Origin of the sequence: Streptomyces sp. IBSNAI002, from assembly GCF_052244475.1 — a bacterium.
Taxonomy (GTDB): Bacteria; Actinomycetota; Actinomycetes; order Streptomycetales; family Streptomycetaceae; genus Streptomyces.
This window is the reverse complement of record NZ_JBQPXG010000002.1, coordinates 6,221,449-6,242,661: the sequence shown is the minus strand read 5'-3', so window position 1 is coordinate 6,242,661 and position 21,213 is coordinate 6,221,449. Positions and strand designations below refer to the sequence as shown.

Sequence of the window (21,213 nt, the reverse complement as noted above, 5' to 3'; positions counted from 1 at the left end):
CCCTATTCGGCCACCGGCGGGCCCACCGACCGGGGCACGCCGGTCGGCCTGCCCGCTCGTCGTACGGTCACACCGGGTCAGACGGTCCAGGAGGGTTCGAGGTCGACGACGTCACCGGTCAGGGCCTCGACGTCGGCCTGGATCTGGGCGCGCAGAGAGAGCCGCTCGACCCGCTCCTGCCGGTACTTGCCGTGCTCGGCGGCGGCATGCCACATCGACAGCACCAGGAACTCCCGGCCCGGAGCCTCGCCGAAGAGGCCACGGACCATTCCCGGCGAACCCGCCATGGCCGGATTCCATACCTTCTCCTGCATGAGGGCGAAGTGGTCGACGCGGCCCTCACGGACCCGGGTGTGCGCTACCCGGACCACGTCGGCGTCGGTGAAGCGCGGCTCGAAGCCGGTCTTCACGTCGAAGCGGTGATCGAAGAGGGTGACGCGCAGATCGGTGTACGTGCCGTTCTGTGCGGCGGCCAGCCTGTCGTGACTGCGGGCCATGAAGGAGTCGTAGAAGGAGCGGCTCTCCCAGAACGCGAAGACATGCGCGACCCCCTGCCGGCCCCGGCTCCAGCCGCCGCCCTGCCCCCGGAATCCCGGCTCGCCCGGCAGCCCCGCCCATTTTCGCTGCCCCCGTTCGAACCCGCGTCGGTCCGTCACCGTGCAGCGAATCCACTTGACCAGCACGGCGCCATCGTACGGTCCCGGCGCGGCCCGGGTCAGTCCCCGGCGAGGTACATCCGTACCAGTTCGACCGCATCTCGCTCGGGGAGCCGAAGGCCGAACTCCAGGTCGATTAGGCCGAGCAGCGCCTCGGGGGCGACCGTGTCGCGCTCCTCCCGCCCGTCGGGGTGCAGCCGTACGAGCTCCCGCCCGACCAGTGCCCGGCGGAGGTCGTCGCCCGGGTGCTGGACGATGACCCGGCCGATGAAGGCGGATCGGGGGTGGGTGGAGCTGTAGTGGTTGAGCAGGAGGTAGTCGACGGGGTGGTACCGCTGCGGGGAGAACGCGTAGAGGTCGCGCCAGGTTCCCCCGCGCAGGAAACACAGCACCAAGATTCCGTCCGCTTCCTCCCGGACACGGTACGTCCACGCCCCTTGCCGCACCTCGGCTCCGGGGCGCCCGAGCGGAACGGGCTCGCGGGGCCCCTGATGGCCGAACCCCGCGTCGCACAGCCATGGTTGACCGTCGATCGTGACGACGAGGACGGCGTGCGTCACGGGGGTCAGGGCGTCCCCGCGGGTGCGGTTGCGGGCTCCCCGGCCCGACACCTCGAAGCCGATCCGCTCCAGGGCAGCGGCCAGCAGCGAGTTCTGCTCGTAGCAGTAGCCGCCGCGGCGGGCATGCACGAGCTTGTCCTCGAGCGACTTGACGTCCAGCTCGACGGGGCGGCCGAACAGGACGTCCAGACTCTCGAAGGTGATGGCGCCGGTGTGGGCCCGGTGCACTGCGTACAACGTCTCGAGGTCCGCCCGGAGTTCCCCGGTTTCCCCGCGCCCTCCCCCGCCCTCGCCCTCGCGCTCGCCGGACATCCCGATCCGCGCCAGATACGCGTCGAGATCCAGCTCGTCACCACTCCACATGGCTCCCCCGTCCCCCGTGATCCGCTCTCACCGCACAATGATCGGCGCGAGGGCCCCGCACACCAACCCCCGCTCCGCCCGGATCCGCGCCGGGACCTCGCGTCAGCCCGCCGTCCAGCCCGGTACCCCCGGCAGCACCTGCTCCGCCGTGCGGATCAGGGCCGCGTCGTCGGGCAGGCTGCCGTCCGCACGCCAGATGGCGACCTCGAATGAGCCGCCGGTGTCCTGCGCGTCCTTCGCGACGACCAGGTGCCGGGCGATGCCGCCGGGGCCCGTGCCGGCCTTGCCGTTGTGAAAGGAGATGGAGATGGTGCTGTCCGACATGAGCACCGCCGGGCGCCCCAGAACCGTCGTCTCCTCCACCGTGGCGCCCAGGAAATCGGCCAGGTCACCGACCGAGAGGCGGTCGTGCGAGGCGGAGAGCTTCACGTAGTAGGTCTTGAGCTGGACGTTCGCCACAGGAGTGGCGATCTTGTCCTCGCCGGCCGGGGAGAACCAGGACACGCCGCCCGTGGCGGTCAGCGCGCTCTCCTCCGGCGTTCCGAGGAGCGCAGGAAGGTCGGGGCGGTTCAGCGCGGCACACAGCTCGGGTCCCGAGACGTATCCCGCCGGCAGGTCCTCGTGCTCCGTGGACGAGCACACGGCCGGCCCTCGCTCGGAGGAGTTCTCCCCGAGTGCCCCCAAGCCCCACGCACTGCCGAGGAGACCACCGACCACCACCACCGCCGCGACGGCCTGCGCCCCCGCGTTGATGCCCTGCTTCGCCCCGGCCCCGTTGTCGGCCATGTCCCCCACGCTCCCCCGAGCTCCCCCGAGCTCCCCAGGCGCGCGCCCCGCTGCGCGCCTGGGGAGACTAACCGGTGATCGTTTGCCGGGGAACCGGGAATCTCCCATGGCTGCCACGGGGGCCGGAACGCCAAGGGCGGCGGAACCCGATAACGAGCCCCGCCGCCCTGAACCGCTGTTTCACGCCCAGCCGGCGCCCGCTGTCAGCCGCAGCGGACCGGTGCGTCAGCTGCAGCCACTGGTGGAGCCGCAGCCCTCGCAGATGTAGCAGGAGCCGGCGCGCTGCATCTTCGTACCGCAGGAGAAGCAGAGCGGGGCGTCGGCGGAGACGCCGAGCTGCATCTCGACCAGTTCGGCGTTGCTGTGCGCCGTCTTCGGAGCCGGGACCGCCACGGCGGCCGCGACCGGCCTCGGGGCCGACGGCACCGCGGTGAGCGGGGCCGACTGCGCCAGGGACTCGGTGTCCAGCTCGTCCTCGAGGGGCTCGTAGGAACCGGTGTCCAGGTGGCGCTGGCGCTCCTCGGCGGTGTGGATGCCGAGGGCCGAGCGGGTCTCGAAGGGCAGGAAGTCCAGCGCCAGGCGGCGGAAGATGTAGTCGACGATCGACTGCGCCATCCGCACGTCCGGGTCGTCCGTCATGCCGGCCGGCTCGAAGCGCATGTTGGTGAACTTCGAGACGTAGGTCTCCAGCGGCACGCCGTACTGCAGACCGACCGAGACGGCGATCGAGAAGGCGTCCATCATGCCCGCGAGGGTCGAGCCCTGCTTGGACATCTTCAGGAAGACCTCGCCCAGACCGTCGTCCGGGTAGGAGTTCGCGGTCATGTAGCCCTCGGCGCCACCGACCGTGAAGGAGGTGGTGATGCCCGGGCGGCCCTTGGGGAGGCGCTTGCGGACCGGGCGGTACTCGATGACCTTCTCGACGGCCGCGCGGATGGTGTCCTCCGCCTTGGCGGTGACCTCTTCCTTCTCCTCTTCCTTCTTCTTCGCGGAGAGGGGCTGGCCGACCTTGCAGTTGTCGCGGTAGATCGCGAGCGCCTTGACGCCCATCTTCCACGCCTCGAAGTAGATCTCCTCGATCTCCTCGACGGTCGCCGTCTCCGGCATGTTGACCGTCTTCGAGATCGCGCCGGAGATCCACGGCTGGATCGCGGCCATCATGCGGACGTGGCCCATCGCGGAGATGGAACGCTCGCCCATGGCGCAGTCGAAGACCTCGTAGTGCTCGGTCTTCAGGCCCGGGGCGTCGACGACCACGCCGTGTTCGGCGATGTGGGCGACGATCGCCTCGATCTGCTCCTCCTGGTAACCCAGGCGGCGCAGGGCCTGCGGGACGGTGCCGTTGACGATCTGCATCGAGCCGCCGCCGACGAGCTTCTTGAACTTGACCAGGGCCAGGTCCGGCTCGACGCCCGTGGTGTCGCAGGACATCGCCAGACCGATGGTGCCGGTCGGCGCCAGGACGGAGGCCTGGGAGTTGCGGAAGCCGTTCTTCTCGCCGAGGCGCAGGACGTCCTGCCAGGCCTCGGTCGCCGCGGCCCAGATCGTGTTGTCCAGGTCCTCGGTGCGCGGCGCGACGGCATTGGCGTCGGCGTGCTGCTTCATGACGCGCTTGTGGGCGTCGGCGTTGCGGGCGTAGCCGTCGTACGGGCCGACGATGGCGGCCAGCTCGGCGGAGCGCTTGTACGCGGTGCCGGTCATCAGCGAGGTGATCGAGGCGGCGAGGGTGCGGCCGCCGTTCGAGTCGTACGCGTGACCGGTGGCCATCAGCAGGGCGCCGAGGTTGGCGTAGCCGATGCCCAGCTGGCGGAAGGCGCGGGTGTTCTCGCCGATCTTCTGCGTCGGGAAGTCCGCGAAGCAGATCGAGATGTCCATCGCGGTGATGACGAGCTCGACGACCTTGGCGAAGCGCTCGGCGTCGAAGGACTGGTTGCCCTTGCCGTCGTCGTTCAGGAACTTCATCAGGTTGAGCGAGGCGAGGTTGCAGGACGTGTTGTCCAGGTGCATGTACTCGCTGCAAGGGTTGGACGCGGTGATGCGCCCGGACTCGGGGCAGGTGTGCCAGTTGTTGATCACACCGTCGTACTGGATGCCCGGGTCGGCGCAGGCCCACGCGGCCTCGGCGAGCTTGCGGAAGAGCGCCTTGGCGTCGACCTTCTCGATGACCTCACCGGTCATGCGGGCGCGCAGGCCGAACTCGGTGCCGTTCTCGACGGCCGTCATGAACTCGTCGTTCACGCGGACGGAGTTGTTGGCGTTCTGGTACTGGACGGACGTGATGTCGTCGCCGCCCAGGTCCATGTCGAAGCCCGCGTCGCGCAGGGCGCGGATCTTCTCCTCTTCCTTCACCTTGGTCTCGATGAAGGCCTCGACGTCCGGGTGGTCCACGTCCAGGACGACCATCTTGGCCGCGCGGCGGGTGGCGCCGCCCGACTTGATCGTTCCTGCGGACGCGTCGGCGCCGCGCATGAAGGAGACCGGGCCGGAGGCGTTGCCGCCGGAGGAGAGGAGCTCCTTGGAGGAGCGGATGCGGGAGAGGTTCAGGCCGGCGCCGGAGCCGCCCTTGAAGATCATGCCCTCTTCCTTGTACCAGTCGAGGATCGACTCCATGGAGTCGTCGACGGCCAGGATGAAGCAGGCGGAGACCTGCTGCGGCTGGGGCGTGCCGACGTTGAACCACACCGGGGAGTTGAAGCTGAAGATCTGGTGCAGGAGGGCGTAGGTCAGCTCGTGCTCGAAGATCTCCACGTCGGCGGGCGAGGAGAAGTAGCCGAAGTCCTCGCCGGCCTTCGTGTACGTCTTCACGATCCGGTCGATCAGCTGCTTCAGACCGGTCTCGCGCTGCGGGGTGCCGACCGCACCGCGGAAGTACTTGCTGGTGACGATGTTCACCGCGTTCACCGACCAGAAGCCGGGGAACTCGACGCCACGCTGCTCGAAGTTGACCGAGCCGTCGCGCCAGTTGGTCATGACGACGTCACGGCGCTCCCAGCTCACCTCGTCGTACGGGTGCACGCCGGGGGTGGTGTGGATGCGCTCGATCCGCAGGCCGCCCTTGGCTGCCTTGGTCCCCTTGGCGCGGGAACCTCGTGCCGAGCTGCTCGCCGTCTCTGTCATGCCAGGCCTCCCATATGCGGGCAAAAACGCCCTAAAGTGCCAGCGTTATTCCGCGGCACGGTGCTGTGTCTCTGTATCTACGTCTCTTCGCGCGACTCACCGGCCACACCGCGACGCGCGAGCGCCGCGGGGAGGGCCGTCCGGTCAGTCGGCGGCGGAGGCGGGCACGGGAACCGGAACGGTCCCACCGTGCTCGCACTCTTCGGGGTGAGGCCGCCGCTCGCGCAGTTCCACGATGGCGGTCTCGAAGTCTTCAAGGGTGTCGAACGCTTTGTACACGGATGCGAAGCGCAGGTACGCGACCAGGTCGAGCTCCTGCAACGGGCCGAGTATGGCCAGGCCCACGTCGTGGGTGGTCAGCTCGGCGCTCCCGGTGGCGCGCACCGCCTCCTCGACCCGCTGGCCGAGCTTGGCGAGGGCGTCCTCGGTGACCGGCCGCCCCTGGCACGCCTTGCGCACGCCGGAGATGACCTTGGTACGGCTGAAGGGTTCGGTCACCCCGCTGCGCTTGATCACCATCAGCGAGGCCGTCTCCACCGTCGTGAAACGACGGGAGCAGTCGGGGCACTGACGGCGCCGGCGGATCGACGTGCCGTCGTCCGTGGTGCGGCTGTCGACGACGCGGCTGTCGGGGTGCCTGCAGAAGGGGCAGTGCATGGTTCCCTCACCCTCCCTCTTGGCACGACTGAACCACCTCACGAGACCCCTGAACGGCAGAGGCCGACTCTGCCGGGGGTTCGCGAAGCAGCCACCAGCATATGCGATCCCAGGAGCCCCGGAGGACCCGAGGACCACAACTTCTGGGCGGCTGCGCCCATCCAACCACTAGATCTTGGGTTGTGGCGGAATTACCCGGCTCAGCGTGTCGCGTCGTCCGATAGCCGGATACGGGGCCTTCCGGTGCCACACTGGGCCCGGACCCGAAGGGTCCCGACCCGACCGGGAAGGGTACCGTAAGCAGCGGATGCCGAGCCGAACCCGCGTTCGGCGAACCGTTCGCCCATACACCGCTCGATTTACCCGCGAGGGACGATCTGCGATTTTTCACTCGAACGTGTGTTTGGCGCAACCTTTCGAAAGCAACTACCGTTGTCCAGCTAGGGAGAACATTTCGAGAGGGGCCGACGTGACCACCACCGCAGACAGTGCCGCCATCACTGCCCAGAACCGCTCCCAGAGCCGACTTGAGCCGGTGCATGCCATGAACGACGCAAACCTGAACCCGGAGGCGGAGCCCGTACGCCCCGCACGCTCGCTGCCAGGTCGACCTCCAGGCATCCGCGCCGACAGCTCCGGGCTCACGGACCGGCAGCGGAGGGTCATCGAGGTCATTCGCGACTCCGTGCAGCGGCGGGGTTACCCGCCGTCGATGCGGGAGATCGGCCAGGCGGTCGGCCTGTCCAGCACGTCCTCCGTCGCCCACCAGCTGATGGCCCTGGAGCGCAAGGGCTTCCTGCGCCGCGACCCGCACCGCCCGCGGGCCTACGAGGTACGCGGCTCCGACCAGCCCAGCTCTCAGCCCACCGACACCACCGGCAAGCCCGCCGCCTCCTACGTTCCCCTGGTCGGCCGGATCGCGGCCGGCGGCCCGATCCTCGCCGAGGAGTCGGTCGAGGACGTGTTCCCGCTCCCCCGCCAGCTCGTGGGCGACGGCGAGCTCTTCGTCCTCAAGGTCGTCGGCGACTCGATGATCGAGGCGGCCATCTGCGACGGCGACTGGGTCACGGTCCGCCGCCAGCCCGTCGCGGAGAACGGCGACATCGTCGCCGCCATGCTGGACGGCGAAGCCACCGTGAAGCGCTTCAAGCGCGAGGACGGCCATGTCTGGCTCCTCCCGCACAACTCCGCCTACCAGCCGATCCCCGGCGACGAGGCGACCATCCTCGGCAAGGTCGTCGCCGTACTGCGTCGGGTCTGACCCCGCCGCCTCCGTCCAGCCCCCGGGATCCACTGCGCCGGTCCCGGGGGTTGCCCTTGTTTCCGGAGAACCAGTTCTCCCTTGTTCCCTGGAGCTGCAGAGTTCCAGGGAACTGCTTCGTTCTCGGGTACTGCTTCGTTCTCGGGTACTACTTCCCGTCGGCCTGCGCGGAGGCGTCGATGGCGGCCAGGGAACGGCGCACCTGGTTCCGGTCCGTGGTGTACCAGAAGTCCGGCAGCGTGGCCCGCAGGAAGCTCCCGTACCGGGCCGTGGCCAGCCGCGGATCCAGGACCGCGACGACACCCCGGTCGCCCGTGGCCCGTACGAGACGCCCCGCGCCCTGGGCCATCAGCAGCGCCGCATGCGTGGCCGCCACCGCCATGAACCCGTTGCCGCCGTGCTCCTCGACCGACTTCTGCCGGGCACTCATCAGCGGGTCGTCGGGACGCGGAAACGGAATCCTGTCCATCACCACGAGCTGGCAGCTGGGGCCGGGCACGTCCACGCCCTGCCACAGCGAAAGGGTCCCGAACAGACAGGTCTTCGGGTCAGCGGCGAACGCCTTGATCAGCTCGCCGAGCGTCTCCTCGCCCTGGAGCAGGATCGGGTTGTCGAGCCGGCCGCGCAGCTCCTCGGCGGCCGCCTTGGCGCCGCGCATGGAGGAGAAGAGTCCGAGGGTGCGGCCGCCGGCCGCCTCGATCAGCTCGGCGAGCTCGTCCATCATGTCGCCGCGGGTGCCCTCGCGGCCCGGCGTGGCCAGGTGCTTGGCGACGTAGAGGATGCCCTGCTTCGGATAGTCGAACGGCGAGCCGACGTCCAGGCCCTTCCAGGCCGGCGTGTCGTCCCCCTCGACGCCCTCGGGGGCCAGCCCCATGGAGGCCGCGACTCCGTTGAAGTCGCCGCCGAGCTTGAGGGTGGCCGAGGTCAGGACGACGGAGCGGTCCTCGAAGAGCTTCTCGCGCAACAGACCCGACACCGACAGCGGGGCGACCCTCAGGGTGGCGCCGAAGCGGTCGTGGCGCTCGTACCATACGACGTCGTATTCGGACCCGTTGGTGATCCGCTCCGCCACCCCGTGGACGCTCTCCACCGCGGCGAGGGCCTGCTTGCGGACGGCGTCCTCGTCGTGGACGGACTTGTCGCGGGTCGAGCCGATCGCCGAGATCACGTTGCGCGCGGCGTCCCGCAGCGCCATCAGCGCGTAGCCCAGATCCTCGGGGATCTCCTCCAGCCGGCCGGGGAGCGCCAGCTCCATGACCCGTTCGAAGGACTCCGAGGCGGTCTGCAGGGAGTCGGCCGTCTTCTCGTCGACCAGCTTGGCCGCGCGCTTCACCGCCCGGTTGACCTGCCCGGGCGTGAGCTCGCCGGTGGCGACCCCGGTCACCCGGGAGACCAGCTCGTGGGCCTCGTCCACGATCAGCACCTCGTGCTGAGGCAGCACCGGCGCGCCCTCGATGGCGTCGATGGCGAGGAGGGCGTGGTTGGTGACGACCACGTCCGCGAGCTTGGCCCGCTCGCGGGCCGCCTCGGCGAAGCACTCGGCCCCGTACGCGCACTTCGTCGCGCCCAGGCACTCGCGGGAGGACACCGAGATCTGCGACCAGGCCTTGTCCGAGACGCCCGGCGTGAGGTCGTCGCGGTCGCCGGTCTCCGTCTCGTCCGCCCAGTCGCGCAGGCGCAGCAGGTCCTGGCCCAGCTTGCTGGTGGGGGCGGCCGCCTCGAACTGGTCGAAGAGGCCCTCCTCCTCGTCCTGCGGGGCACCCTCGTGCAGCCGGTGCAGGCACAGGTAGTTGGAACGGCCCTTGAGCATGGCGAACTGCGGGCGGCGGCGCAGCTGCGGATGCAGCGCCTCCACCGTCCGGGGCAGGTCGCGCTCCACGAGCTGCCGCTGGAGCGCGAGCGTCGCCGTGGCCACGACGACGCGCTCGCCGTGGGCGAGGGCCGGCACCAGGTAGCCGAGGGACTTGCCGGTGCCGGTGCCGGCCTGGATGAGCCGGTGGGAGTTGTCGTCGATCGCTTCGGCGACGGCTTCGGCCATCGCCACCTGGCCGGGGCGCTCCGTGCCGCCGACGGCGGAGACGGCGGCGTGCAGCAGGTCGGGGAGGGAGGGCTTCGTCATAGCACTGCCAACCCTACGGGGCGCCACCGACAGCGACCGCACCGGCGAGGATTCATGGCCGGTACAAGGGGTTGGGGACAGTGCCGTGCTGCACGGCGTGCGGGCGGGTGGGGCGGTCGCGGTAGCCGTCCTCATAGAGCCGGTTCCGGTTCAAGCAGAGCCGTCCGATGCGCTCGCCGAGCAGGTCGAAGAGCTCGTAGCGCTCCTTCAGCTCGGGGAACCGGGCCTGGTGGCGGAGGATCTCCGCCCGTACGAGCGACCAGAAGTCGCTCTCCGGGACGCCGAGGCGGTCCTCGCACAGGGCCGAGAGGTAGCGGAAGACGCCGACGAAGAGCCCGGAGTGGATGAACTGGGGCAGGAAGTCGGCGGGCTCGGTGAGCAGCACCGCCCGGACCTCGTCGGGCAGGGTGTCCAGCTCGGGCAGCGGTTCGGCCGTGATGTTGACGTCGTCCACGAAGTCCTTGACGGCGAGCCGGACCGGGACGTCGTGCTCGTCGAAGATCACGACGGCGTTCTCGCCGTGCGGGGAGAAGACGGTGCCGTAGCGGTAGAGGAAGTGGAGGAGCGGGGGCAGCAAGGCGGCGAAGAGGCGCTGCAGCCAGACGGTGGGGGCGAGCCCGGAGCGGGCGACGAGCTCGGCGGTGAAGGACCGGCCGCGGGGGTCGGTGTGCAGGAGGGAGGCGAGGGTGCGGGCTCGCTCGCCGGGTGCGAGGCGTCCGGTCAGGGGCTCTCGCCAGATCGCGCCGAGGAGCTCCTTGTACTGGTAGGGGACCTCGGGGAGCGCGTCGTAGACGGGGTGGCGGACGGTGACGGAGGCGACCTCGCCCAGCAGGATGACCCCGCATTCCTCGCGGAGGAAAGGGTCGGCGTCGCGGAGGGAGTGGATCCACGCGGTGACGGCGGGGGCGGCGAGGGTGAGGTCGCTGGGCAGGCCGCGCCAGACCATGGTGTTGAAGACGGAGAGCGGGAGCTTGACGCTGTGCCGGTCGGGGCGGGTGAGGTTGAGGAAGGTACGGATCGACTGCTGGGGCAGCCGCACGTCGGGGTCGGCGGGGAGGGGTACGAGGGTGCCGGAGGCGAGGGCGGGGGCGAAGAGCGGCAGGACGACCTCGTCCCACTGCCAGGGGTGGACCGGCAGGTAGAGGTAGTGGACCGGGTCGAGGCCGCGGTCGCGCAGGGCCTGGTCGAAGCCGGCGCGGGTGGCGGGATCGAGCTCGGCGGAGTAGAGCCGGGCGGGATCCTCCAGGCCGGCCGTTCCGCGGTAGGCGGCGAGCGAGGTGTGGGCGGCGAGCCAGGGCAGCCGCTGCCGGGTACGGGCCTCCGGCGCCCAGGCCGCGGCGTCGGCGGAGGAGAGGCCGATCCGGCCCTTGTTGAGTACGAGCCAGGGGTGCCCCGTCTGGTGGCCTTCGAGGTGGGCGTAGTCGAGGTCGGCGAGGACGTCGGCGGTGAGCGCGGTGTGGTCGATCCGGGCGTCGGCGGCGAGGGTGGCGCTGAGCTCACGGACGAGGTGCCCGAGGGTGGCTCCGTCGAGACCGAGGAGCGAGCGGGAGCGGACGAGGAAGGCGTACGGGTCTCCGAAGGCGGTCGGCGGCTGTGTGGCGGGGTGCGGCGGGGTGAGAGTGATCGTGTCGGGGTCGACGTGCCAGCTTCCGTATGAGCGGCGGCGGGCCCGGAAGCCGAGGATGCTGCCGTCGTCCAGGGCGAGGCTCCACGCGTCGCCGGAGGCGGCCAGGGCGGGGATGGGGCTGATGATCTCCTCGTAGGCGAACTCGGCGAGCATCTTGGCGAGCAGGCGGCGGGCGGCCGAGTCCCAGGTCGACGCAGTCAACTCGGGCGGTGTACAGGGATGTTGAGGCGACGGAGGCAGCGGGGATTCTGCGGAGTCGGGGGCTGCGGGGAAATTCGGCACGGGACTCCTCGGAGATCGGGAACCTTGCTTCGTGACGCAGAGTTATCGAAGGGAGAGGTGCGAAGCGGCGATGACCGTCGGGACGCGTGGGGCGGCACTCAGAGGAGATTGCGCAGCGCCCGCTCCCGGATCATCAGGGCGGCTCGCTTCTCGGGTAGGTCGATTTCGGTGTAGCAGCGGAAGCCAGAGCTCAGGAAGGCCGATACGGAGGGGGTGTTGCGGATGTCCGGTTCCGCGATGACGCGTGTGCAGCGAGGGCGGTTGGCGAGCACCAGGTCGGCGACGGCGCGCAGCAGGGCGGTGCCCAGACCGCGGCCTCGGTTCGTGCCGTCTCCGATGAGCAGGTGGATACCCGTGTCGTGGGGGCGCGCCGGGTAGTGGTGGGACAGCGGGTCGAGGTCGGCCCGGTAGATCTCCCAGTAGCTCATCGGTGTGCCCTCGAGCAGACCCAGGCAGGGGATGCTGCGGCCGTCCCCGTCGAGTTGGGCCCGCAGGTGGGCGGCGGTGACCTCGGCGGGTCCGGCCAGTTCCCAGTAGTCGGCCACCTCGGGGTCGTTCATCCAGCCGGTGAGGAGCTCCAGGTCGCGGGCCGGGCGTACGGGTTCGAGGCGGAACTCTCCGACGGGGGTGTTGGTGCTGCCCCAGCTGGCCGGGGAGTCGAGGAGGTCGGCTTCGGCGAGCAGGGGCAACAGCCCGGCGGGGAGCCGCAGTTCCATCGTGTCGTCGGGGGCGCGTGACGTACCGGTGGCCTGGTGGGTGCCGGTGGTGCGGGCAGTGCCGGTGGCATGGGTGGTGGAGCCGGCGGAAGCGGCGGGGACGTCTGTGGTGGGCATGGGGTTCTTCCCCGCGTCGGTTCCGACGCGTCAATCGTGGAGGGGGTTGGTGATCGTGACGTAGACGGACTGGGTGTCGACGGGTCCGACGAGTTCGTCGAGGCCGCCGAGGCGGGTGAGCAGGTTCGCCTTGCAGCGCAGGGTGGGCGAGTCGAGCAGCTTCGCGGGGAGCGGGCCGAGGCCCGCGGTCTTGCCGAGGAAGCGGCGGAAGGCGGCGAGGAGCACGCGCTCGTCGGCGAGCCGCTGGGATCCGAAGGCACCGATCAGGCCGAGCACGTTGTTGATGCCGAGGTAGTAGGCGAAGCGTTCGTCGGTGACGTCGTCGGAGACGAAGGTGTCGCTGAGGCTGCCGATTCCGGGGAGCCGGTGCTCCAGTTCCGCGCGGTGGGACTCGCGGAAGTAGTAGCCCTGGTTGTCGCGGTAGCGGCCGCCGACCGGCCAGCCGGCCGGGTCGAGGAGGACCAGGGTGTTCTGCTGGTGCGATTCGAGGGCGATGCCGGCGAGCGCGTCGAAGGCGAGGACCGGCAGGACCACGTGCTCCAGGTAGCGCAGGAACCACTCGGCGGCGACGGCGGAGGTGGTGTGTCCGGTGGTGGCGGCGAGAGCGGAGACGATCTCGGCGAGCCGGGAACTCATGGTGGTCCGGCCGGGCCATGGGCGGGGTGAGGTCAGCGCGGCGACGCAGACGGCGTCGTCGCCCGAGCGGAAGGGGTTGTGACGCAGCAGGGCGTCGAGTCCGGGGACGGGGGTGCCGTCCAGGGAGTCGACGGAGACCCAGGCGGGGTCTCGGACGATGTCGAAGCCGGGGTGGGCCGCCTGCCATTGCTCGGCGAGGCCGGTGCGGAGCAGCCGGTGCACCTCGACGCCGCGGTGGAGCTCCTTGCGGAGGTTCTCGCGGCGGGAGTTGGTGATGCGCAGGCCCAGGGAGAGCTTGAGCATCGCGGGTGAACCGGGCCGGTGCACGGTGCGGACGGAGGAGGTCGGGTACCAAGGGGTTCCGTAGGGGCCCAGGTCGTGCAGGAGTCCGGAGTCGCGGAGGGCGGCGACGGCGGGGCGCTGGAGCAGGTCGCGGGCCTGCCAGGGGTGCAGGGGAAGGGGGGCGGCTCCGTCGGGGAGCGGGAGGCCGGGTGCGAGCCGGGCGAGGAGCTGGGCCGCGGAGACGGGGCGGCCGCGCTCGGTCCAGGCGGATTCGGTGGCGAGGGCGGAGGGTTCGACGGCGAACCAGTGCAGGGGGAAGGAGCCGTGCAGTTCGGGTGAGTAGCGACGTACTTCGGCTTCGGAGAGTCCTTCGCGGCTCTTCGGGTCCGGCTGGAGGGGGTGACCGAGGAGGAGGGACTGTTCAGCGGTCAGGAACCGGTCCATGCCGATGGGGGCGGGGGCGGCCGGGCGTTCGCGCCGGTCGGCGATGAACTCGGCGGTACGGCGGACCGAATCGGCAACCCGGCCGACGAGGTCTGCGCTGCCGCGGCCCGTTCCCGTGCTCTCGGCCGCGCCGGGGCCCGGGGCTGTGCCCGGGCTCGCGCCCTCGCGGGCGATGAGCGCGGCCAGGGTGACGGCGTCCAGGGCGCGGACGGTGGCCGGGGCGCCGGCCAGCCGGGCGGGGCCGAAGCGGTGCCAGCCGGTGGCGGACCAGTACCGGACGGGGACGAGCAGGGCCGTGCCGGATGCGGGGAGCGGGATGCGCAGCGGGGATCCGGCGGGGCCGTCGGGCCGACGGATCGCGGCTTCGCGGACCCAGCAGCGCAGCAGGTTCTCCACCGCCGCGGCTTCGGCCGCGACGGCCGGGTCCGGGTGGTCCAGCAGATCGGGCCGACCGGTCGGCTCCGCTCCGGCGGGTACCGCCCACCCGGTCCGGGGTCTGGGCGTGCCGTCCTTCTGCCGTGGCACGGTCGCCGCCGCTCCGACGGAAGCCTGCGGCGCGGGCGCCGTCGGGGGCTGGGGCCTGGGCGCCGCGTCGGGCGCAGCCTGCGGCTCGGCCGAAGCCGGGGCCGAGCTGTGGGCCTCCGGCGAAACCTGGCCGTGCGTCGGAGCCTGGGTGTGACGGGGGTCCGGAGCCGGGGCGTGGGCCGGAGCCGGGGCCTGGGTCTGGGCCGGAGCAGGGGTCTGGGCCGGAGCCGGGGCGTGGGTCTGGGCCGGGGCCGGGTCGTGGCCTTGGGCCGGGGCCTGGCCGTGCGCCGGGGCCTGGCCGTGCGCCGGAGGCTGGGCGTGGTCTGAAACCTGGGCCTGCGCCGGGTCGGGTGCTGGCCGCTGGGCCGGAGCCTGGGCGTGGGTCTGGGCTGGGGTCATGGCTTGGCCCCGTGCCGGAGCCGGGGACTGGCCGTCGGTTGGGGCCTGGGGTGGGCTGCCGGTTTCGGCTTGGGGGGCGGCCTGCGTCCAAGGCTCGGCGTGGACGGCGTGAGCCTCGGCCGGGCTGTTGGATGGGGCCTCACCCCGCGCCGGTGCAGGAGCCTGTGCCGGGTCGTGGGCGCGTGCCGAAGGCTGGGCCGACGCCTGCGGCTGTCCCGGAGCACGGTCGTGCGCCGAAGCCGGGCCCTGGGCGTGCGCCCGGGCCGGGGCCGGGCTGTCGGAGTGGGGTTGGGGGGCGGCCTGGGTCGAAGCCTGGGCGTAGGCGGCGTGGGCCTCGCTCGGGCCGTCGGGTGCGCCGTGACCGTGCACCGGGGCCGGCGCCGGGGCCGTGGGTGGAGCCGGGGCCGGCGTCGGGCCCATGGGTGATGCCAGGGCCTGTGCCATTGGCGAAGCCGGGGGCGTGGGCGGGATCGGGGTGTGGGGCTGGGGGGCGGTTGGGGTGGGTGAGGGTTGGGTGGGGGGTGGGGTCTGGGGGTGGGGATCGGGCATGGGGGTCCTCGGGGTGCGGTCAGGGGGTCCGGTGGGCGGCGGACGGGATGGCGTCGGCCAGGCGGTCGAGGACCGCCGCGGCCTGCTCGTCGGTCAGGGTCAGTGGGGGAAGCAGGCGGACGACGGTGTTGTGGCGGCCGCCGAGTTCGACGATCAGGCCCCGGTCCAGGCACTCCTGGCGGACGGCTGCGGCCAGGGCGGGCGCGGCGGTTCCGGTGTCGGGGTCGACGAGTTCGACGCCGATCATCAGGCCCCGGCCCCGTACGTCCCCGATGCACGGTTGGGCGGCGGCCAGGCCGCGCAGGGCGGTCAGCATCCGCTCGCCCAGGGCGGCGGCGCGCTCGGCGAGCCGGTTCTCGCGTACGAAGGCGAGCGTGGCGGTCCCGGCGGCCATGGCGAGCTGGTTGCCTCGGAACGTGCCCGCGTGGGCGCCGGGGTTCCACACGTCCAGGCCCGACCGGTACACGATCACCGCGAGCGGCAGGCTGCCCCCGATCGCCTTGGACAGCACCATCACGTCGGGCACCACTCCGGCGTGGTCGACTCCCCAGAACGCTCCGGTCCGGCCGACGCCCGTCTGCACCTCGTCCGCGATCAGCGGGATCCCCCGGGCCGCGGTGATCTCCCGCATCCGGCGCAGCCACGCGTCCGGGGCCGGGATGACCCCGCCCTCGCCCTGCACTGGTTCAAGGATCATCCCGGCGGGCGCGGGCACCCCGCCCTTGGGATCGTCGAGCAGGTTCTCCGTCCAGCGGGCGCCGAGTTCGGCTCCCTCGGCGCCACCGACCCCGAAGGGGCAGTGGTGGTCCTGCGGGTACGGCAGCCGCGTCACCCGTACGTCCTGGGCGCCGCCCGAGGCGTCCAGGGCTCCGGCGGTCATCCCGTGGTAGGCCCCGGTGAAGGCGAGCAGCCCGGAGCGGCCGGTCGCGGTGCGGACCAGTTTGAGGGCGGCCTCCACGGCGTCCGTGCCGGCCGGTCCGCAGAACTGGACACGCGCGTCGGCGGCCAGCCCGGGCGGCAGGTTCGCGAACAGCTCGGTGGTGAAGGCGTCCTTGACCGGGGTGGCGAGGTCCAGCACGTGCAACGGGGCCCCGGAGTCCAGGACTCCGCGGATCGCCTGGAGGACGACGGGGTGGTTGTGCCCGAGTGCGAGGGTCCCGGCTCCGGAGAGGCAGTCGAGGTAGCGGCGGCCGTCGGCGCCCTCGACGGTCAGCCCGCGGGCCCGCACGGGGACGATGGGCAGCGAGCGCGCGTACGTCCGGGCGGCGGACTCCCGCTGCGCCTGCCTGCGCAGGATGCCGTCCGCGAGGAGCGGTCCGCTCGGCCCCGGCAACCGGCTTCCCTGCACGGGCACCTGGGGCGCGGCGGGCGGCGGCGGCGCGGCCGGCTGCGGCGGCGGGGCGGGTGGTGGCGCCTGTGGCGGTGTCATCTGTGCGGCGGCCGCGGCCGCCGCCGGCTCGGTCAAAGCCACGAGTGTCGGTCCTCCCGCACGAAGTGCTCTTCCGGATTGCGCCTCGAACACGAGCGCTGCCCGCCCATCCCCCGTACGTACCAACGACGCTGACGGCGGCGGATCACGGGTGGGGCCAAGATCCTTGCCCGCCGGGCGAAGAGCGCGCGGGAACCGCGGCCCCGGGCTGTGCCGTCCCCCACCTCGGCGGCATAGTGGGGGGCTGCACTCCACGCCTCGAATCCACCCAGGGGGACGAACGACATGCGACCGAACCGACCGGTCACCGCGATCCTGTGCGCGGCCGCGCTCGCGCTGACCGCCGCCTGCGGGCCCGGCGACGGGGAGGCCGGCGGCGACGCCAAGCCGACCGTGGCGGCGAGCCTTCCGGGCGCGGACGGGATCAAGATCCCGGACCAGCTCAAGGACAAGCTCAAAGAGCACGGCATCGACCTGGAGAAGTGGAAGGGGGGTGCGTGGAAGAACTGGAAGAAGGAGGACTGGCTCCGCGAGGCGGGCGACTACATCAACCCGATCATCGAGGACCTGTGGGACCCGGACCGGATGCGTGACGCGGAGCAGCCGAAGCAGCCGGCCGTGGACCCGGACGCGGGCAAGGACCAGGGCGTCACGGACCCGACTCCGGCTCCGGTGACGGCCAAGGCGGCGAACGCTCCCTACCACCAGAGCGTCCCGGAGGCCGGCAAGGTCTTCTTCGACGGCCCCGAGGGCTCGATGGTCTGCTCGGCGACCGTGGTCAAGGACCCGGCCCACCCCGGCAAGTCCAACCTGGTGTGGACGGCGGGCCACTGCGTGCACGCGGGCAAGTCCGGCGGCTGGTACCGCAACATCGCCTTCGTCCCGTCGTACAACAACGCGGGCAAGCCCGCGGCGCAGCTCAAGGGCGCGCCCCGCGAGCAGGTGGCCCCGTACGGCGTGTGGTGGAGCGACTGGGCGCAGACCTCCGACCAGTGGATCGCGACCGGCGGCCCGAGCGGTGGCGCGGGTGCCCCGTACGACTTCGCGGTGCTGCACGTGACCCCGGAGAAGGGCAGCGGCAAGTCCCTGGAGGAGACGGTCGGTTCGGCGCTCCCGGTGGAGTTCGCCGCCCCCGCGGTGCCCAAGGTCGCGGGCATCACGGCCACCGGCTACCCGGCGGCCGCTCCGTTCGACGGTCAGAAGGCCTACCAGTGCGCGGACAAGCCGGGCCGGCTGTCGCTGACCGCGAACGACCCGGTGATGTACCGCATCGGCTGCACCATGACGGGCGGTTCCTCCGGCGGCGGCTGGGTCGCGGCGGGCGCGGACGGCAAGCCGGCGCTGGTGTCGAACACCTCGATCGGCCCGGCCAAGGCGGGCTGGCTGGCCGGACCCCGGCTGGGTCCGGAGGCGAAGGGCATCTTCGACGCGGTGAGCGGCAAGTTCAAGTAGTCCACGGCACGTGAAACGACCGGGGCCCCCTGCATCCATCGCAGGGGGCCCCGGTCGTTCAGGCGCGTACGTTCAGTCGCGTACGTTCATGCGCTTACGTTCATGCACGTACGGTCACAGGCGGGCGTCCGTCACCGCTTGGCGAGCGCGTACGGAGCCAGGTCCGCCGCCAGCTCCTGGTGGACCCGCACCTTGATCAGCGTGCCCTCGGGGGTGTGCTCCTCGGAGAGCACCTCGCCCTCGGCGTGCGCCTTGGCCACGAGCGAGCCTCGGGTATACGGCACCAGGGCCTCCACCTCGACCTCGGGCCGCGGCAGCTCGGAGTCGATGAGCGCGAGGAGTTCCTCGATGCCCAGGCCCGTGCGCGCCGAGACGGCGATGGAGTGCCGTTCGATGCGCAGCAGCCGCTGGAGGACGAGCGGGTCCGCCGCGTCCGCCTTGTTGATCACCACGATCTCGGGCACGTTCACCGCGCCGACCTCGCGGATGACCTCGCGGACCGCCGCCAGCTGCTCCTCCGGCGCCGGGTGCGAGCCGTCCACGATGTGCAGGATGAGGTCGGAGTCGCCGACCTCCTCCATCGTGGAGCGGAACGCCTCGACGAGGTGGTGGGGCAGGTGCCGGACGAAGCCGACGGTGTCGGCCAGGGTGTAGATCCGGCCGCTCGGCGTCTCGGCCCGGCGCACGGTCGGGTCGAGGGTGGCGAACAGTGCGTTCTCCACCAGTACGCCCGCGCCGGTGAGGCGGTTGAGGAGCGAGGACTTGCCGGCGTTGGTGTAGCCGGCGATGGCGACCGAGGGGACCTTGTTGCGGCGTCGTTCCTGCCGCTTGATGTCGCGGCCGGTCTTCATGTCCGCGATCTCCCGGCGCATCTTCGCCATCTTCTCGCGGATCCGTCGCCGGTCCGTTTCGATCTTGGTCTCACCGGGGCCTCGGGTGGCCATGCCGCCACCGCCGCCGCCACCCATCTGCCGGGACAGCGAGGCACCCCAGCCGCGCAGGCGCGGAAGCATGTATTGCATCTGCGCGAGTGCGACCTGTGCCTTGCCCTCTCGGGACTTGGCGTGCTGGGCGAAGATGTCCAGGATGAGGGCGGTCCGGTCGACCACCTTCACCTTGACGACGTCTTCGAGGGCGATGAGCTGGCCGGGGCTGAGCTCGCCGTCGCAGACGACGGTGTCGGCGCCGCTCTCCATGACGATGTCGCGCAGCTCCCGCGCCTTGCCGGAGCCGATGAAGGTGGCCGGGTCCGGCTTGTCGCGGCGCTGGATGACACCGTCGAGTACGAGGGCACCTGCCGTCTCGGCGAGGGCGGCGAGCTCCGCGAGGGAGTTCTCCGCGTCGATCACCGTGCCGGAGGTCCAGACGCCCACGAGGACGACCCGCTCCAGGCGGAGCTGTCGGTACTCGACCTCGGTGACGTCTTCGAGCTCGGTGGAGAGGCCGGCCACGCGGCGCAGGGCCGCGCGCTCGGAGCGTTCGAACTGCTCGCCGTCCCGGTCTCCGTCGATCTCGTGGCTCCAGGCGACGTCCTCTTCCATCAGGGCATCGGCCCGAAGGCTCTCGGTGAAGCTCTGCGATTCGCGCACGTCCTGCGTGTCCTGTGCGTCCCGCGCGTCCTGGGAAGGGGAAGAAGAGGAGGTCATTGGATCCTTACGTCGATTCGGATAGCTGACACGTCCAACGTGTCACACCGCCCTGGGATTCCCGAACGGCCCTGTCGATGGTGACATGCCCGCTCCCGGCCGGTCACACGCTTTTCCCGCTCCATTCCGGATGGCCGGGCATCGCGGGGGTCGTCTTCCCGTACAGCCACGGCTCCAGGAAGGCCGCCAGGTCCCGTCCCGCCACCTGCGAGGCCAGGCGCACGAAGTCCTCCGTACCCGCGACCCCGTCCTGGTGCTCGGCCACCCAGCGGCGTTCGAGGCGGTCGAAGGCCTGGGTGCCGATCTCCTGGCGCAGCGCGTAGAGGATCAGCGCGGCCCCGTCGTAGACCACCGGCCGGAACAAGCCGATCTTCTCGCCCGGCGCCGCCGCCTTGGGTGCGGCCGGCGGGCCGCCGGCCGCCCGCCACTGGTCGGAGCGCTGGTACGCCTCGCGCATGCGCCGCTCCAGGGAGTACTTGCCGAGGCCGTCCGCGTACAGGGCCTCGTACCAGGTGGCGTGTCCCTCGTTGAGCCACAGGTCGGACCAGGTGCGCGGGGCGACGCTGTCGCCGAACCACTGGTGGGCGAGCTCGTGGACCATGACGGACTCCACGTACCACTCGGGGTAGCCGTCGCCCGAGAACAGGCTGTGCTCGAAGAGCGAGAGGGTCTGCGTCTCCAGTTCGAAGCCGGTGTTGGCGCGCGCGATCAGGACCCCGTAGTTCTCGAAGGGGTAGCGGCCGACGCGCTCCTCCATCCAGGCGATGTGACCGGCGGTCTTCCGCAGCCAGGGGTCGAGTTTCAGCCGGTCCTCGGCGGGCACGACGTCGCGCAGCGGCAGCCCGTGCGGTCCGGTTCCGTGGACGACCGCGGAGCGCCCGACCGAGACCTGGGCCAGTTCGGTGGCCATCGGGTGCCGGGTCCGGTACGTCCAGGTCTTCGAGGAACCCGTCCGCAGTGCCGCCGCGACGGGCACCCCGTTGGTGACGACCGTGAGGTCCTCGGGGGCGGTGACCCGGAAGGTGAAGAACGCCTTGTCGGCGGGGTGGTCGTTGCAGGGGAAGACGCGGTGGGCGGCATCGGCCTGGTTGGCCATGGCCAGGCCGTCCTCGGTGGGCACCCAGCCGCCGTCCGCGCGTCCGCGCGGGTCGCTGGTGTGCCGGACGGTGATGTGCAGCGGCACGTGCGCGGTGACCGGGCGGGCGGGTGTCAGGACGAGGTCCTCCCCGACGCTCTCGAACCGGGCCGGTTCGCCGTTGACCTCGGCGGAGGCCACCTTCCCGTGGGTGAAGTCCAGGTTGATCCGCTCCAGCGGCTGCAGGGCGCGGGCGTCGATGACGGTGACGGCGTCGAGGGGGGTGCGGTTGTCCTTGTACGTGAAGGAGAGGTCGTACGAGAGCACGTCGTACCCGGGGTTCCCGAGCTCCGGGAACAGCCGGTCGCCGATGCCCAGCGGCTGCGGCGGGGGCAGTACGGCGGCGACGAGGGTGAGGGACGCCGCGGCGAGCAGGGCGGCGCGCAGGCGCGGGGAGGTGAGCTGCATCCACCACCGCATACCAGCGTCCGCCACAAGGCCGGGTACGGCGCGCG

14 protein-coding genes are annotated in these 21,213 nt (G+C 71.5%); 2 read left to right on the top strand and 12 right to left on the bottom strand.

The window, feature by feature from the left end; translation table 11 throughout:
* Nucleotides 1-77: 77 nt before the first annotated feature.
* The 5 genes from ACTVZO_RS29985 to nrdR form a co-directional block, all read right to left on the bottom strand.
* Complete coding sequence (locus ACTVZO_RS29985; protein WP_030709623.1) at nucleotides 78-683, bottom strand: YdbC family protein; 606 nt, start codon at nucleotides 681-683, stop codon at nucleotides 78-80.
* Between the two features lie 32 nt (nucleotides 684-715).
* Complete coding sequence (locus ACTVZO_RS29980) at nucleotides 716-1,579, bottom strand: arylamine N-acetyltransferase family protein (RefSeq protein ID WP_443301284.1); 864 nt, start codon at nucleotides 1,577-1,579, stop codon at nucleotides 716-718.
* Between the two features lie 102 nt (nucleotides 1,580-1,681).
* A complete protein-coding gene (locus ACTVZO_RS29975) occupies nucleotides 1,682-2,365 on the bottom strand; it encodes a DUF6215 domain-containing protein (protein WP_443301283.1) in 684 nt (227 codons plus the stop codon).
* Nucleotides 2,366-2,590: 225 nt separating this feature from the next.
* Nucleotides 2,591-5,482, bottom strand: a complete 2,892-nt coding sequence (locus ACTVZO_RS29970; RefSeq protein WP_443301282.1) for a vitamin B12-dependent ribonucleotide reductase — start codon at nucleotides 5,480-5,482, stop codon at nucleotides 2,591-2,593.
* Between the two features lie 144 nt (nucleotides 5,483-5,626).
* Nucleotides 5,627-6,139: a transcriptional regulator NrdR gene (gene nrdR / locus ACTVZO_RS29965; protein WP_443301281.1), complete on the bottom strand. Its 513-nt coding sequence runs from the start codon at nucleotides 6,137-6,139 to the stop codon at nucleotides 5,627-5,629.
* Nucleotides 6,140-6,608: 469 nt separating this feature from the next.
* On the opposite strand from nrdR, the gene lexA reads away from it, so the two are divergent.
* The gene (gene lexA, locus ACTVZO_RS29960) at nucleotides 6,609-7,400 is read left to right on the top strand and encodes a transcriptional repressor LexA (RefSeq protein ID WP_384216050.1); all 792 of its coding nucleotides are present in this window, start codon (nucleotides 6,609-6,611) and stop codon (nucleotides 7,398-7,400) included.
* 148 nt (nucleotides 7,401-7,548) lie between these two features.
* Here the strand turns inward: lexA and ACTVZO_RS29955 are convergent, their stop codons facing one another.
* The 5 genes from ACTVZO_RS29955 to ACTVZO_RS29935 form a co-directional block, all read right to left on the bottom strand.
* Nucleotides 7,549-9,519 carry an ATP-dependent DNA helicase gene (locus tag ACTVZO_RS29955; RefSeq protein WP_443301280.1) on the bottom strand — a complete coding sequence of 657 codons (1,971 nt, stop codon included), beginning with the start codon at nucleotides 9,517-9,519 and terminating at the stop codon, nucleotides 7,549-7,551.
* A 52-nt stretch (nucleotides 9,520-9,571) separates the two neighbouring features.
* The gene (locus ACTVZO_RS29950) at nucleotides 9,572-11,428 is read right to left on the bottom strand and encodes an IucA/IucC family protein (protein ID WP_443301279.1); all 1,857 of its coding nucleotides are present in this window, start codon (nucleotides 11,426-11,428) and stop codon (nucleotides 9,572-9,574) included.
* A gap of 98 nt (nucleotides 11,429-11,526) precedes the next feature.
* The gene (locus ACTVZO_RS29945) at nucleotides 11,527-12,261 is read right to left on the bottom strand and encodes a GNAT family N-acetyltransferase (protein ID WP_443301278.1); all 735 of its coding nucleotides are present in this window, start codon (nucleotides 12,259-12,261) and stop codon (nucleotides 11,527-11,529) included.
* A 30-nt stretch (nucleotides 12,262-12,291) separates the two neighbouring features.
* Nucleotides 12,292-14,547: an IucA/IucC family protein gene (locus tag ACTVZO_RS29940; protein WP_443301277.1), complete on the bottom strand. Its 2,256-nt coding sequence runs from the start codon at nucleotides 14,545-14,547 to the stop codon at nucleotides 12,292-12,294.
* A gap of 568 nt (nucleotides 14,548-15,115) precedes the next feature.
* Complete coding sequence (locus tag ACTVZO_RS29935; protein WP_443303307.1) at nucleotides 15,116-16,525, bottom strand: diaminobutyrate--2-oxoglutarate transaminase family protein; 1,410 nt, start codon at nucleotides 16,523-16,525, stop codon at nucleotides 15,116-15,118.
* Nucleotides 16,526-16,810: 285 nt separating this feature from the next.
* Here ACTVZO_RS29935 and ACTVZO_RS29930 point away from each other — a divergent pair, with 285 nt between their 5' ends.
* Entirely contained in the window at nucleotides 16,811-17,977 is a 1,167-nt protein-coding gene (locus ACTVZO_RS29930) for a trypsin-like serine peptidase (protein ID WP_384216039.1), read from the top strand.
* Between the two features lie 131 nt (nucleotides 17,978-18,108).
* Here ACTVZO_RS29930 and hflX read toward each other — a convergent pair whose 3' ends face one another.
* On the bottom strand, nucleotides 18,109-19,623 hold the full coding sequence (gene hflX, locus ACTVZO_RS29925; RefSeq protein WP_443301276.1) for a GTPase HflX: 1,515 nt from the start codon (nucleotides 19,621-19,623) through the stop codon (nucleotides 18,109-18,111).
* A gap of 103 nt (nucleotides 19,624-19,726) precedes the next feature.
* Complete coding sequence (locus ACTVZO_RS29920) at nucleotides 19,727-21,166, bottom strand: M1 family metallopeptidase (RefSeq protein WP_443301275.1); 1,440 nt, start codon at nucleotides 21,164-21,166, stop codon at nucleotides 19,727-19,729.
* Nucleotides 21,167-21,213 lie beyond the last annotated feature (47 nt).